Genomic DNA, 14,935 nt, shown 5'->3' with positions numbered 1-14,935 from the left:
GGTATGGCCGCACCCTGCATTTCGGTATCCGTGAGCACGCGATGGGTGCGATCTTGTCCGGCATCGTGCTGCACGGCCCGACCCGCGCCTACGGCGGCACCTTCCTGCAATTCTCCGACTACATGCGCCCGTCGGTGCGGCTGGCGTCGCTGATGGATATCGACACCATCTATGTGTGGACGCACGATTCGATCGGACTTGGCGAAGACGGCCCGACCCATCAACCGATCGAACACCTGGCGGCGCTGCGCGCCATCCCCCAGCTGTCGGTGGTGCGTCCGGCCGATGCGAACGAAACCGCGTACGCCTGGCACACGATCTTGGCTCGCGGCAACGGCAGCGGTCCGGTGGGCCTCATCCTGACCCGCCAAGGCGTGCCGGTGCTGGAGGGCACCAACGCCGAGGGTGTGGCCAGGGGCGGCTACATCTTGGGCGACGACGGCGGCGAAGAGCCAGACGTGGTTTTGATCGCCACCGGCTCCGAGGTCCAGCTGGCCGTCGAGGCACAAAAGCTGTTGGCCGACAAGGACATTGTCGCGCGAGTGGTGTCGATGCCATGCGTCGAATGGTTCGAGTCTCAATCGTACGAATACCGCGACAGCGTGCTGCCGCCGTCGGTGTCGGCGCGCGTCGCCGTCGAGGCCGGCGTCGCACAGTGTTGGCACAAGCTGGTCGGCGACACCGGTGAGATCGTTTCGATCGAGCACTACGGGGCATCCGCTGATGCCAAGACTTTGTTCCGCGAATTCGGGTTCACCCCGGAGGCCGTCGTCGACGCCGCCGAACGAACAATCGACAACTAGAAGAAGGGAATTCGATGACTCAGAATCCCAATCTCGCCGCGCTCAGCGCCGCGGGTGTATCCGTGTGGCTGGATGACCTGTCCCGACAGCGTCTGCAGTCCGGCAACCTTCAAGAACTGATCGACACCAAGAGCGTCGTCGGTGTCACCACCAACCCGTCCATCTTCCAGGCTGCGCTGTCGCACGGCGATGCCTACGACGCCCAGGTCGCCGAGCTGGCTGAGCGCGGCGCCGACGTGGACGCCACCATCCGCACCGTCACCACCGACGACGTCCGCGAAGGGTGCAACGTGCTGGCACCGCAGTGGGAAGCCTCCGACGGGGTCGACGGTCGTGTCTCCATCGAGGTCGACCCGCGGTTGGCGCACGAAACCGAAAAAACGATCCAGCAGGCCATCGAGCTGTGGAAGATCGTCGACCGGCCGAATCTGTTCATCAAGATCCCGGCCACCAAGGCCGGGCTGCCGGCCATTACCGCCGTTCTGGCGGAAGGGATTTCGGTCAACGTCACGCTGATCTTCTCGGTGGAGCGGCACCGCGAGGTGATGGACGCCTACCTGGCGGGACTGGAGGCGGCCAAGCAGGCCGGACACGACCTCTCCAAGATTCATTCGGTGGCATCGTTTTTCGTCTCACGAGTCGACACCGAGATCGACAAGCGTCTGGAGAAGATCGGCTCCGGTGAAGCGCTGGCGCTGCGGGGACAGGCCGGAGTGGCGAACGCACGACTGGCCTATGCCGCCTATCAGGAAGTCTTCGTCGGTGGCGATCGCTACACGCCGCTCGAGAAAGACGGTGCGCGGGTACAGCGGCCGTTGTGGGCGTCGACCGGCGTGAAGAACCCCGACTACTCCGACACGCTGTACGTCACCGAGCTGGTCGCCCCGAACACCGTGAACACCATGCCGGAGAAGACGATTGACGCGGTGGCCGACCATGGTGTGGTCACCGGTGACACGATCACCGGCACCGCGTCGGCCGCCCAAGAGGTCTTCGACAAGCTCGGCGCGGTCGGGATCGACCTGACCGACGTGTTCCTCGTGTTGGAGAGCGAAGGCGTGGAGAAATTCGAAGCGTCCTGGAAGGAGCTCCTCGACGCGACTCAGGCGCAGCTGGACCGCGCTACCAAATGAGTCCGGCGCGCAGCGCGGCCGGCGCACGGTGGCAAAACCCGCTGCGAGACAAGCGCGATAAACGGCTGCCGCGAATCGCCGGGCCGTGCGCGGTGGTGATCTTCGGCGTGACCGGGGATCTGGCCCGTAAGAAGGTTGTCCCGGCTATCTACGACCTGGCCAACCGTGGCTTGCTGCCACCCACCTTTGCCCTGGTCGGGTTCGCCCGTCGGGACTGGGACCACGAAGACTTCACCAAGGAGATCTACGAGTCCGTCAAGCAGCATTCGCGCACGCCGTTCCGCCAGGCGATCTGGGACAGGCTGGCCGAGGGATGCCGGTTCGTCAAAGGCACCTTCGACGACGACGCCGCATTCGCGCGGCTGGCCGAGACCCTGGACAAGCTCGACGCGGAACGCGGCACCAGCGGCAATCACGCGTTCTACCTGGCGATCCCGCCCAACAGCTTTCCGGCGGTCTGCGAGCAGTTGAGCAAAGCCGGGTTGGCCCGTCCCCAGGACGAGAGCTGGAGGCGCGTGGTCATCGAAAAGCCGTTCGGCCACGACCTGGACAGTGCACGCGAGCTCAACCACGTGGTCAACAGTGTGTTCCCCGAGGAATCGGTGTTCCGCATCGACCACTACCTGGGCAAGGAAACGGTGCAGAACATCATGGCGCTGCGGTTCGCCAATCAGTTGTTCGACCCGATCTGGAACGCCCACTACGTCGACCACGTGCAGATCACCATGGCCGAGGACATCGGACTTGGCGGGCGCGCAGGCTATTACGACGGGATCGGCGCTGCCCGCGACGTGATCCAGAACCACCTGATGCAACTCATGGCGTTGACCGCCATGGAAGAGCCGGTGAGTTTTCATCCGTCGGAACTGCAGACTGAGAAGATCAAGGTGCTCTCCGCAACGCAACTCGCGGAGCCACTCGACGAGACCACGTCTCGCGGCCAGTACAGCGCCGGTTGGCAGGGCGGAGAGCATGTGGTTGGCCTGCTCGACGAAGAGGGCTTTTCCAAAGACTCCACCACCGAGACGTTCGCCGCCATCACACTGGAAGTCGATACACGTCGCTGGGCCGGCGTGCCATTCTACCTTCGGACCGGAAAACGACTGGGCCGCAGGGTCACCGAGATCGCCCTGGTGTTCAAACGGGCACCGCATCTGCCGTTCGACGCGACGATGACCGATGAGCTGGGCGCCAACGCGCTAGTGATCCGAGTACAGCCGGACGAAGGGATTACGTTGCGATTCGGTTCGAAGGTGCCGGACAGCGCAATGGAAGTACGCGACGTCAACATGGACTTCTCCTACGGTTCAGCGTTCGCCGAGGAATCACCCGAGGCCTACGAACGGCTGATCCTCGACGTGCTGCTGGGCGAGCCGTCGCTCTTTCCCGTCAATGCGGAAGTCGAATTAGCCTGGGAAATACTGGATCCGGTGCTCGACAACTGGGCCGAAGACGGCAAGCCCGAACCGTACGAGGCGGGTACCTGGGGCCCGGCATCGTCGTTCGAGATGCTCCGCCGGACCGGCCGGGAATGGCGGCGGCCGTGATCGTCGAATTGCCGGAAACCAGTACCAACGAGATCAACAAGAGGCTCGACGAGTTGCGCCAGAAGGTCGGCGCAGTGACGCTCGGCCGGGTACTCACATTGGTGATCGCGCCCGACAGCGAGACGATCCTCGAAGAATCCATCGAAGCGGCCACCGCGGCCAGCCACGAACACCCCAGCCGGGTGATCGTGGTGATGACCGGCGACGCCGATGCCGCCGAGGCGCGTTTGGACGCCCAACTACGGGTCGGTGGTGACAGCGGCGCCACCGAGGTGGTGGTGCTCCGGCTCTCGGGTGCACTCGCCGGACACAGCAGCAGCGTCGTCGTACCGTTCCTGCTGCCCGATATCCCGGTGGTGGCGTGGTGGCCGGATGTCGCCCCGGCCGTGCCGGCGCAGGATCCGTTGGGCCAGCTGGCACTTCGGCGTATCACCGACGCAACCAACGGGGCTGATCCATTGGCATGCATCAAAAGCAGGCTGTCTGGATACACCCCCGGCGACACCGACCTGGCCTGGAGCCGCATTACCTACTGGCGGGCGCTACTCACCTCGGCGATCGACCAGCCGCCACACGAGCCAATCACCTCGGCGCTGGTGTCTGGGCTCAAGACCGAACCTGCGCTGGACGTTCTCGCGGGCTGGCTGGCCAGCCGGATCGACGGGCCGGTGCGACGCGCGGTCGGTGAGCTCAAAGTCGAGCTGGTGCGCAACAGCGAGACGGTGACCCTGAGCAGACCGCAGGAGGGGACGACGGCGACGTTGAGCCGGACGGCTAAGCCGGACGCGCTTGTTCCCTTGCAGCGCAGAGAAGCCCGAGAATGCCTGGCCGAGGATCTACGCCGACTGGACCCGGACGTGATCTACTTTTCCGCGCTCGAGGGCATCGACCGGGTGCAGTACGTATGACCACCACGGTCGAAACATTCGACGACAGCGATGGATTGGCCGCTGCCGCGGGTGAGCGTTTGATCGCCGTGATCGACGCGGCGGTGGCCGCTCGCGGACGGGCGCTGATCGTGCTGACCGCTGGCGGCAATGGCAACCGGCTGTTGAGTTATCTCGCCACCCAGGAGCAGCGGATCGACTGGGCCAACGTGCATCTGTTTTGGGGCGATGAGCGTTACGTGGCCGAAGACGACGACGAACGCAACGACAAACAAGCCCGTGATGCGTTGTTGAACCACATCGACATCCCGGCGCGCAACGTGCATGCGATGCCGGCGCGCGACGGCGAATTCGGTGGTGATCTTGCCGCCGCCGCATTGTCCTACGAGCAGCTTTTGGCAGCGAACGCCGAACCGGGCGATCCCGCACCGAATTTCGACGTCCATCTGCTCGGCGTGGGGCCCGAAGGTCACATCAATTCGCTGTTCCCGGACAGCCCCGCCGTGCGCGAGACCACCCGGCTGGTCGTCGGTGTCGAAGATTCGCCGAAACCTCCACCGCTACGAATTACTCTGACGCTGCCCGCAATTCAGCGGTCTAGCGAGGTCTGGTTGTTGGTGTCCGGGGCGGAGAAAGCCGACGCGGTCGCCGCAGCGGTCGGCGGCGCCGACCCGGTGGCGATACCGGCCGCCGGTGCGGTCGGTCGCGAGCAGACGGTCTGGTTTCTCGACACCCAGGCAGCAGCCAAGATCCCTACCGGGCAAGCGTCCAACTAGCGGCGCCGCTCGGCTTGCCGATCGGCGTAGCCCACCGCATAGTCCGCCAGTCGTCGAATGAGGTCGGAGTGTGCAGCGCGCTTGGAAAGGAACGTCACGACGCGGCGGTAATGGTCGCAGTGTCTGCATTGCATATTCGATCAGATGCTGATTCGCGTTCGGGGGTTCCCAACCCGCCGGTAATAATGAACGTCATGGCAGACAAAAGCGCCGGCGGCCGCCCGCCGCGACAGCGGCTCAAGACGCTCACCCAGGCGGCAATGAACGCCGACGTCACCGTGGGCCAACTGGAAGACGTGTTAGGCGGCCTGGGCGATACCCTGACCGACCTCAACAATTCGCTGACCCGCTTGAACGAGGCGGTGGACCGCCTCGACGACGGCTTAGACCACTTCGAGGCCACGCTGGGCAGGATTGATGACTTGATGAAACGGCTGGTTACGCTCGTCGCGCCGGTCGAGGCCATCGTCGAGCGCATCGACTACATGGTGGGCGTCGGCGAGACAGTGATGTCGCCGCTGTCGGTGGCCGACCGCGCGGTGCGGAACGCAGTCAATTCGCTACGGAATCGGACGGTGCGCTAAACGGTGCCGGAGGCCTACCCGGCTTCAGCTGCCCCCTACGCTGAAGGAACCGGCCTGCCGTGGGACGTCCCGGTTTCCGACGCGGTCGTTGTGATCGCCGCAGCCCGTGCCAGATTCGGCGACACCTTCACCGTGCAGAGCGGGCGGGATCATTATCTGTTCACGTTCTCCCCGAGAGGCATCGAGTCGTTCTACGGGCTGACCGAGGAGCAAGCCAGCAAAGCGGTCGCCGATTACTTGATGCTGCGTCGCAAACTCCCCGACGAGATCTTCGAGGGACGGCGAATCCTGCCCAGCACCCTGTTCCGTCGCGACGACGTCGCCGACTACCTGGCCAATCTGGACTGGGCGCTGGCCGAGACCACCACCGAGTTGGGCTCATCGGGGTCGGCGGACCTCTTCGATCTGACCCGTCGACTCGGCCACCGGATGGGGCTCGCCTCTTGGGCCGGGCCTGGATCTGCCGAGGGCAAGGCGTTTGATCGTCTCGTGCGGGCCCTCGACAGCCTCGACGGCGCCGACGCGTTCGTCCATCCCGACGCAATGGCAGCGGTCGCCGCCGCCAACAAGCGAGCCGAGCGCGCGGCCCTCGACGAAGTAGCCGATGTCGTCGCGGCTGCCGTGCGTCGCTGGGACGCCGGCCGCACGGACGATCAGACTCTGTTCGGCAGAATCGTGGACGCCTGGTGTTCGGAGGCACCGGACAACCGCTTGCGCGGGATCGCGCTCGACGTCGCGCTGATTCACATCGCGTCGATGTCCAATCTCGCCGCCGCGCTCGGGTGGGCATTGGTCGATCTACTCGAGCACCCCGCACATCTGGCGCGGGCCATCGCCGGCGATGCCGACCTGGCGCAGCGGTGCGCGCTGGAGTCCACACGTCTGGCGCAGCGCTCGATCATGTCCCGCACCGTGTTGTCCCCGGTCTGTCTTGACACCGGAGACGTCAGCTATCAGGTGCCGCCGGGATGGACCATCGCCACGTTGCTGCCGCTGCTCAACACCTCCGCTGCGCCGGGGCTGGAAAACTGGGACCCGGACCGATGGACCCGACACCGGCTGACCGACGAGAAGACGCTCTCCTCGCCCATGCTAGTGACCGCGTTCGGTCACGGACGGCATTCCTGTCCGGCACAACCGTTTTCGCTATCAGCGATGACGGCGACGATGACGTACTTGTTCGGCCGCTACCAGATGACGCCGGGTTGGACAGCACACCCGCGGCCCGTCCCGGCCCAGATCGGCGGTGTGGCGCGGGCGGACGGACCCTGTCGCCTCGACTACGTCCGCCGCTGAGGTCACACCAGCCACCTGTGCACCAGGAACTCGGCATACACATCGCTTTGGAAACGAAGGCGTATGCGATATCACCCGTGCTGATATCACATACGCGTTGAAATCACAGACGCAACTAGTCCTTCAGCCAGCGACTAAGGGTCTGGTGAGACTTCTGAGGCTCGCCACGCCTAGCCGCTGTTGCGCAGCGCGCTGGCCAAACCGTTCATCGTCAGCAAGATTCCGCGCTGCACCAGCTCATCGTCGTCGCCGGCGCGGTAGCAGCGCAGCAGCTCGACCTGCAGGTGGTTCAGCGGTTCCAGGTACGGGAAACGATTGAAGACCGAACGCGCCAGCGACGGATTGTCGGCGAGGAGGTCGTCCTGGCCGGTGATCAGCTTGTGCGCGTTGATGCTTCGCTGGTGCTCAGCGGCGATCTTGTCGAATACCCGGCGCCGTAGCGCGTCGTCCTCCACCAACTCGGCGTAGCGGGCCGCCAGGCCGAGATCCGTTTTCGCGAGCACCTGCGCCATATTCGACAGCACCGTCTGGAAAAACGGCCAGCGTTGATACAGGTCACGCAGCACCTCAACACGCCCGTCGCCGCCGGCGATCCAGCTTTCGACGGCCGAGCCGGTTCCGTACCAGCCTGGCAGCATTACCCTCGACTGGCTCCAGGCCAGCACCCACGGGATCGCTCGCAGGTCGGCGATCGACGACGTCGGTTTTCGCGACGTAGGGCGGCTGCCGATGTTCATCGACCCGATCTCGCTTACCGGCGTGGACTGCAGGAAATAGTCCACGAAACCCGGTGTCTCGTGCACTAATTCGGTGTAGGCGCGCTGCGCACGGTCGGCCAGCTCGTCGAGGACCTCGTAGGCCGGGCCGGCCGAGTCGCCGAGACCTTCGACGTCAAGCAGGGTGGACTCCAGGGTGGCGGCCACCAGTGTCTCCAAGTTGCGCCGCGCCATCTGCGGTTCGGCGTATTTGGCGGCGATCACTTCGCCCTGCTCGGTCAGCCGCAGCGAGCCGTTCACCGCTCCCGGCGGCTGCGCCAGGATCGCCTGGAAGCTGGGTCCGCCGCCGCGGCCCACTGTGCCGCCGCGACCGTGAAAGAGCCGCAGCCGGATTCCGGTTTTGCGTGCTGACTCGACCAGGTCGAGCTCGGCTCGGTACAGCGCCCAGTTGGCGGTCAGGTAGCCGCCGTCCTTATTCGAGTCGGAGTAGCCGAGCATCACCTCCTGGCTGTCGCCGCGGGCCCGCACGATGCCCCGATAGATCGGAAGGTCAAGTACCGCTTCCAGAATCGATGCACCCCGACGCAGGTCGTCGATCGTCTCGAACAGCGGGACGATGCCCACCGGACAGTACGGCTCGCTGCCGGTGGCGTCGAGCAGACCGGACTCCTTCAGCAGGATCGCCGCTTCCAGCAAATCCGAGACGGATCGGCACATCGAGATGATGTAGTTGGGTATCGCCGGCGGACCATAGTCGGCAACCGCGCGAGTGCCCGCGCCGATGATGGCGAGTTCTTTGCGGGCCAATTCGGACAATTCGTCGCGGTCCCCGATCAACGGCCGTCGGGTGCTCAGCTCGGCGGCCAGGATGTTGACCCGTTCGTCTTCGCTCAGTGAGCTGTAGTCGGGATGTACTCCGGCCCAGGCAAGTAACTCCGCGACCACCTCCTCGTGGACGTCGGAGTTCTGCCGCATGTCCAGACCCGACAGGTGAAAACCGAAGACGTGCACGGCTTCCCGCAATCGGGCCAGCCGGTCGTCGGCCAACAGCGCGGAGCCGTTAGCCCGCAGTGAGGCGTCCACGGTGTCGAGATCGGCCAGCAACTGCCCCGGTGTCGCGTATGGCGGAAGGCCGAGGTCGAGCAGGTTCGCCGGCTCGTGATCCAGAATCTCCGCGGCGGTAGCGGTGAGGCGGGCCCGGATCACCCGCACTGCCCGGCGGTAGGGCTCGTCTGCGGGATGCTCGTCGCACTGCTCTTCCAGCGCCGCCAGTTCGTCGGTGACGGCGACCAGTCGCGCCGACATCGACAGCTCCTGCTCCAAGGCGGTCAGCTCGGCAGCGTAGTGACCCAGCGCGGTGTAGGCCGCGCTGGCGGTGGCCAGCCGCACGACGTCGGCGGTGACATTCGGGTTGCCGTCGCGGTCGCCGCCGATCCAGGAGCCGGGCCGCAAGATGGGTTCGGAAAGCAGGTCGGCGTCGGGCCAGCGGCTGCGCAGCGCCTGCCGAACCTCGGCGTTGACTCGTGGCATCACCTCGAAGAACGCGGTCTGGTAATACCTGAGCCCGACTGCGATCTCGTCGGAGATCTGCAGCCGGGACAGCCGGATCAGCGCGGTCTGCCACAGCGTCAGCACCTGGCGGCGCAGCTCCAACTCGATGTCGCCGCCGTCGTCGATTTCGGTGTGCCCCTGCGCGCGCAGCCGCATCAGTTGGGTGATTCGGTGCTGGGTGTCGAACACCGTTCGTCGCCGGGTTTCGGTCGGGTGGGCGGTGATGACCGGGGAGACCAGCGCACCGGCCAGTGCCTGGGCGACGGTCGCCGCGTTCAGTTCCGCCGCGTCGAGCTTCAGATAGGTAGCGGCCAGGCTGCTGTCCTGCGGCGGGTCGCCCGCCGCCACGTGGATGGCGCGGCGGCGTTCCCGGTGAATGTCCTCGGCGACGTTGGCCAGCAACGCGAAATGGCTGAACGCCCGGATCACCGGGATGGCCTGATGGATGTCGATGCCCTCGAACAGGCGGGCCACTTCGGCCCGTTCGATCTCCGAGCGACGCACCCGAAACGACTCGACCCGGGCCCGCTCGACCAAAGCAAACACCTCGTCGCCGTGCTGCTCGCGCACCGTATCGCCCAGAATCGCACCGAGTAACCGGATGTCCTCGCGCATCGGCTCGGTCGCCTGACGGCCGGTGCGGGTCCGTCGTACCGCGCCGATCGGTTCCAGCCCGGTGTCGGGAACGTCAGCCATCAGTCCAGTATCGGGGCACGCAGGCTACCCCGCGCTGCGAGCAGGACAGCTCAAGTGTTGTATTTGATCCGCAGCGCCATGCCGACGATGGCCACCAGCCAGATGCCGACGACGAACAAGGTCAATCGGTCCAGGTTCTTCTCCACCACCGTCGACCCGGACAGGCTGGACTGCACGCCGCCGCCGAACAGCGTCGACAGACCGCCACCCTTGGCGCGGTGCAACAGCACCAACAGGACCACCAGGATGCTGGTGACCACCAGGGTGATCTGCAGGGCCAATTCCATGGCCAACACCTTACCGGCCGGCGGTGAGCCGCCTCAGACCGGCGTCGGCGCCGTTACGGCAGCGGCTTGTCGAAGGACAGCGTGTCGCTGGCGTAGTTGATGTAAATCGGTCCTAGCAAGTAAGGTTCGACGCCGCTGTCAATCGAGTTCGTTCCCGCGGTTCCCGTGAACACCGCCGGCGCCTCGTTGGTACCGAGGCTGTCGGTCCCCACGGTGTATTGGTACAGCAAGATATTACCGTCGTAAACCGAAATCTTGTCTCCCTGCGCCACGGCGGATGCGATGGTCGACGGGATGGTTCCGTAGACACCGCCGGAATCGACATCGTCGAAAACGGAACCACTACCAACAATCGTATTACCCGATGTCACGACTTCGGTCAGGGTGGTGGCCGGGGTTGGCGCTCCGGGTAGCGTGGCTATGGCCGTGCCCGGGTTGGCGGGAGCGACGATCAGCTCGTTCCCGGGGATGTTGACGGTCACACCTTCGTAGCCGGCCGCCTCCAACGGGCTGGTGGTCGGACCCGTGCCGGCCGCGCCGATACCCAGGATGCCGGTTACCTTGTCATCGGCAAGGAATTGCTCGAAGCTCGACGGCGAGCCCAAGGATGTCGGCCAAGACAAGATCTCCACATCGATGGGGGCACCCGTGGTGTCGAGGGCGCTGGCGCCGTTGCCGTAATCGATTGTCGCGTCGGTGTAGGTCAGATAGAGGTAATCGACTCCACCGCTGTAGCCGCTGAAGCCCAAGCCGGTGGGAAACCCGAGGCTCAGCACTTGCGATAGCCCGACATTTTCCCACGGGATGACAAGACCGCTGGATCCGGTGTCGACGAGCAGCGTCTGGGGCGAGCTCCCCGCGATCGTCGCCTGCACGGTCGGCTCGGTCACCTCTTGCATGGTTATCGGAATGTCGTAGGTGCCCGACGTCGACGACGAGGCGGCTGCCGCAGCAGGCTCTGCGGCCGACGGCACCGCAGCCCCGATATCAAGCGAATTCAGGCTGGCCAGAAGACTGTCGGTCCAGCTGGTCAGATCGGTTGCGGCGGCCGGATCGAAGCCGGCGATCGCATCGCTCAACGAGGTCATCAGGGGCTGGATGATCGGGTCGAGGAGGGCGTCAATGTCGGCCTTCGCAGGAGCCGCGGTGACCGCCGACCCGGTTGCCATCGCTGCCGCAGCCATAAGCGCACCAGCCGCCCCACCCAGGGTGACGACCCGGCGCCGACGCCGGTTTTTGCCGTTGGCGCTGTCACGACCAGCCATTGGGGATGCCTTCCCGGGATTGGGTAGAGCTGCGTAAGTGCCCTGAGAGTAGCTGTGCAATCAAGAGAACTTAACGACCCTGTATTTCTATCAGGTTTCGTTAAGCTAAACGGAACTCCGCTGGTCGTCAACTCGACAGGCCCCAGCAGCCCCGTCTGCCTCACCCGTTGGGCAGCGGCCCCCCGGCGGCGATGGCGGATAGCGTCGCGAACTGCTCGCCGTCCAACGACGCGCCGCCGACCAGGGCACCGTCGACGTCGTCCTGGGCGACGATGTCGCCGATGTTCTTGGCGTTCACCGAGCCGCCGTACAGCACCCGGACGGTCTCGGCGACGTGCGGTGAGGCCAGCGTGCTCAGCTCCTTGCGGACCGCCGCGCACACCTCCTGGGCATCGCCGGCGCTGGCCACCCGCCCGGTCCCGATTGCCCACACCGGCTCATAGGCGATGACGACCTTGCCGATCTGCTCGGCCGAGAGCCCGGTCAGCGATCCGCGCAGCTGCTCTTGGCAATGGCTGACATGCTCACCGGCTTCCCGGACTTCCAGGTGCTCGCCGATGCAGATGATCGGGATCAGCTCGTACTTGAGCGCGGCAGCAGCCTTGGCGGCCACCAGCGCGTCGTCCTCGTTGTGGTACGTGCGCCGCTCCGAGTGCCCGACGACGACGTAGCTGCAGCCCAGCTTGGCCAGAAAAGCACCGCTGATCTCACCGGTGTAGGCGCCGGAATCATGCTGCGACACATCCTGGGCGCCGTAAGTCAGCCGCAGCTTGTCGCCGTCGACCAAGGTCTGCACGCTGCGCAGATCGGTGAACGGCGGAATGACCGATACGTCGACCCGGTCGTAGTACTTGTCGGGCAGCGAGAACGCGATCTTCTGAACCAGCCCGATCGCCTCGAAGTGGTTGAGGTTCATCTTCCAGTTGCCGGCTATCAGCGGCTTGCGGCTCATCGAGATCCTTAGCTTTTAGGTAACACTGCCCAGTACTTTTAAGCCCGGCAGCTCTTTGCCCTCAAGGTATTCCAGCGATGCCCCACCGCCGGTGGAGATGTGCGAGAAGCCGTCCTCGGGCAGGCCCAGCGCGCGCACCGCCGCGGCGGAGTCGCCGCCACCGATCACGCTGAACGCGCCCTTGGCGGTCGCATCGGCGATCACTTTGGCGACGCCTTTGGTGCCGGCCGCGAACGCCGGAAATTCGAAAACACCCATCGGACCATTCCAGAAGATGGTCTCCGCGTTGGACAGCAGCGTGCTGAAACGCGTCACTGACCCCGGCCCGATGTCCAACCCCATCTTGTCGCCCGGGATCGCATCAACGGCGACGACCTGCGGCGGCGAATCGGCGGCGAACTTGTCGGCCACCACGATATCCACCGGCAGGCGCAACACGTCCGCGTAGGTGTCGAGCAATCGGCGGCAGGTGTCGATCATTTCGGTCTGCAGCAGCGAGGTACCCACCGAAAGACCAGCTGCAGCAAGGAATGTGAAGCACATGCCGCCGCCGATCACGATGCTATCGGCCTTGGTGGCCAGCTGCTCGATGACACCGAGCTTGTCCGATACCTTCGAACCTCCGAGCACCACGGCATAGGGTCGGCGCGTCGAGCTGGTCAGCCGCTCGAGCACGCTGATCTCGTCGGCGACCAGCTTGCCGGCGTAATGCGGCAGCAGCGTGGCGACGTCGTAGACCGAGGCTTGCTTGCGGTGCACCACCCCGAACCCGTCGGACACGAAAGCGCCTGTTGGCCCGACGAGCTCGACGAGCTGTCTGGCCAGCGCCAACCGCTCCCCGTCGTCCTTGCTGGTTTCCCGCGGGTCGAAGCGAATGTTTTCCAGCAGCAGGACATCCCCGTCGGTCAGACGCTCCGCGCGGGCGTGCGCATCACGGCCGACGACGTCGTCGGCCAACTGCACGTCCTGGCCCAGCTGCTCGCCAAGTGCCGCAGCGACCGGCGCCAACGACAGTTTCAAATCGGGTTCGCCCGTGGGTCGTCCGAGATGGGCGGTCACCACTACCCTGGCGCCGGCATCGACCAGCGCCTTCAGCGTCGGCACCGAGGCGATAATGCGGCCGGGATCGGTGATGGCGCCGTCGTCGAGCGGCGCGTTCAGGTCGGAGCGCACCAGCACACCGCGACCCGAAACCCCTTGTGCGAGAAGGTCGGAAAGGGTGGGCAGAGAAGGTTGGTTCACGACTACAGCGACTTGCCGACCAGCGCGACCAGATCGACGAGGCGGTTGGAGTAGCCCCATTCGTTGTCGTACCAGGACACCACCTTGGCCTGATTGTCGATCACCTTGGTCAGCCCGGAGTCGAAGATCGAGCTGTGCGGGTCGGTGACGATATCGCTGGAGACGATCGGGGCATCGTAGTATTTGAGAATTCCCTTGAGCTTGCCCTCGGCGGCGGCCTTGAACACCGAGTTGATCTCGTCGGCGCTGGCCGATTTGGACAGCTCGGCGGTCAGGTCCGTGACCGAGCCGGTCGGAATCGGCACCCGCAGCGCGTATCCGTCGAGCTTGCCTTTCAACTCGGGCAGCACCAGACCGATGGCCTTGGCGGCGCCGGTTGACGTCGGGACGATGTTGAGCGCGGCAGCACGGGCGCGGCGCAAATCCGGGTGCGGCCCGTCCTGAAGGTTCTGGTCCTGGGTGTAAGCGTGGATGGTGGTCATCAGGCCTTTGACGATGCCGAATTCGTCGTGCAGCACTTTGGCAAGCGGCGCAAGGCAGTTCGTCGTACACGACGCATTGGAGATGATGTTCTGGCTGCCGTCGTACTTGTCGTCGTTGACGCCGAGAACGATCGTGATGTCGGGGTCGGTGGCCGGCGCGGAAATGATCACCTTCTTCGCACCGGCGTCCAGGTGGCCCTTGGCCTTGGCGGCGTTGGTGAAGATGCCGGTGGATTCGACGACGACGTCGGCGCCCAGATCGCCCCAGGGCAGCGCCGCCGGACCCTCCTTGATCGCCAGCGACTTGATCTTGGTGTTGCCGACGACGATGGTGTCGTCGCCCTCCAGGCTGACGTCGTAGCGCAGCCGGCCCAGGATCGAGTCGAACTTGAGCAGATGCGCCAGCGTCGCGTTGTCGGTCAGGTCGTTGACCGCGACCAGCTCGACGTCGGTGCTGGCGCCCTCGGCTTGCTGCGCCAGTAGGGCCCGGTAGAAGTTGCGTCCGATTCGACCGAAGCCGTTGATGCCTACCCGGACCGTCACTTGTCTCTCCTTAGTCGCTAACGAATTGCTCGCCGCCAGCCTAGTAGCTGCGGGAATGCGTCGCGAATTCGGTGGTTCAGGTCACGCCGAGCCGACGCAACGCCGACTGGGCGGCGTGGTAGCCGCATAGCCCGTGGATACCGGCGCCGGGTGGGGTGGATTGCGAGCACAGGTA

General features: G+C 65.1%; 13 protein-coding genes and 1 pseudogene. 7 read left to right on the top strand and 7 right to left on the bottom strand.

Annotated features, from left to right (window positions below; translation table 11 throughout):
- The 7 genes from WAN71_RS13290 to WAN71_RS13260 form a co-directional block, all read left to right on the top strand.
- Positions 1 to 803: transketolase-like TK C-terminal-containing protein (locus WAN71_RS13290; protein WP_422225776.1), on the top strand; the 803-nt coding region annotated here is incomplete at its 5' end.
- A gap of 14 nt (positions 804 to 817) precedes the next feature.
- Entirely contained in the window at positions 818 to 1,936 is a 1,119-nt protein-coding gene (gene tal, locus WAN71_RS13285; protein ID WP_422225775.1) for a transaldolase, read from the top strand.
- A complete protein-coding gene (gene zwf, locus WAN71_RS13280) occupies positions 1,933 to 3,483 on the top strand; it encodes a glucose-6-phosphate dehydrogenase (protein ID WP_422225774.1) in 1,551 nt (516 codons plus the stop codon). The genes tal and zwf overlap by 4 nt, the downstream gene beginning before the upstream one ends.
- Complete coding sequence (gene opcA / locus WAN71_RS13275) at positions 3,480 to 4,391, top strand: glucose-6-phosphate dehydrogenase assembly protein OpcA (RefSeq protein ID WP_422225773.1); 912 nt, start codon at positions 3,480 to 3,482, stop codon at positions 4,389 to 4,391. Before zwf ends, opcA begins: the two co-directional genes overlap by 4 nt.
- Positions 4,388 to 5,146, top strand: coding sequence for a 6-phosphogluconolactonase (gene pgl / locus WAN71_RS13270; RefSeq protein ID WP_422225772.1), 759 nt, complete (start codon positions 4,388 to 4,390; stop codon positions 5,144 to 5,146). Before opcA ends, pgl begins: the two co-directional genes overlap by 4 nt.
- Positions 5,147 to 5,331: 185 nt before the next feature.
- Positions 5,332 to 5,730, top strand: coding sequence for an ATPase (locus WAN71_RS13265; RefSeq protein ID WP_422225771.1), 399 nt, complete (start codon positions 5,332 to 5,334; stop codon positions 5,728 to 5,730).
- 3 nt (positions 5,731 to 5,733) lie between these two features.
- Complete coding sequence (locus WAN71_RS13260; RefSeq protein ID WP_422225770.1) at positions 5,734 to 7,026, top strand: cytochrome; 1,293 nt, start codon at positions 5,734 to 5,736, stop codon at positions 7,024 to 7,026.
- A gap of 170 nt (positions 7,027 to 7,196) precedes the next feature.
- Here the strand turns inward: WAN71_RS13260 and ppc are convergent, their stop codons facing one another.
- The 7 genes and pseudogenes from ppc to WAN71_RS13225 all read right to left on the bottom strand — a co-directional run.
- A complete protein-coding gene (gene ppc / locus WAN71_RS13255) occupies positions 7,197 to 9,989 on the bottom strand; it encodes a phosphoenolpyruvate carboxylase (RefSeq protein WP_422225769.1) in 2,793 nt (930 codons plus the stop codon).
- A 50-nt stretch (positions 9,990 to 10,039) separates the two neighbouring features.
- A complete protein-coding gene (gene secG, locus WAN71_RS13250) occupies positions 10,040 to 10,276 on the bottom strand; it encodes a preprotein translocase subunit SecG (protein WP_422225768.1) in 237 nt (78 codons plus the stop codon).
- A 53-nt stretch (positions 10,277 to 10,329) separates the two neighbouring features.
- Entirely contained in the window at positions 10,330 to 11,541 is a 1,212-nt protein-coding gene (locus WAN71_RS13245) for a hypothetical protein (RefSeq protein ID WP_422225767.1), read from the bottom strand.
- A 160-nt stretch (positions 11,542 to 11,701) separates the two neighbouring features.
- Positions 11,702 to 12,493 (bottom strand): triose-phosphate isomerase, encoded by a 792-nt coding sequence (tpiA, locus tag WAN71_RS13240; protein ID WP_422225766.1) that lies wholly within the window; start codon positions 12,491 to 12,493, stop codon positions 11,702 to 11,704.
- A gap of 15 nt (positions 12,494 to 12,508) precedes the next feature.
- Positions 12,509 to 13,735 (bottom strand): phosphoglycerate kinase, encoded by a 1,227-nt coding sequence (locus WAN71_RS13235; RefSeq protein ID WP_422225765.1) that lies wholly within the window; start codon positions 13,733 to 13,735, stop codon positions 12,509 to 12,511.
- A 2-nt stretch (positions 13,736 to 13,737) separates the two neighbouring features.
- A complete protein-coding gene (gene gap / locus WAN71_RS13230) occupies positions 13,738 to 14,760 on the bottom strand; it encodes a type I glyceraldehyde-3-phosphate dehydrogenase (protein ID WP_422225764.1) in 1,023 nt (340 codons plus the stop codon).
- Positions 14,761 to 14,836: 76 nt separating this feature from the next.
- Positions 14,837 to 14,935: pseudogene (locus tag WAN71_RS13225) on the bottom strand (hypothetical protein); the annotation flags it as partial.

Origin of the sequence: Mycobacterium sp. (assembly GCF_049280035.1) — a bacterium.
In the GTDB taxonomy this organism is placed as follows: Bacteria; Actinomycetota; Actinomycetes; order Mycobacteriales; family Mycobacteriaceae; genus Mycobacterium.
This window is presented reverse-complemented; position numbering and strand designations above follow the sequence as displayed.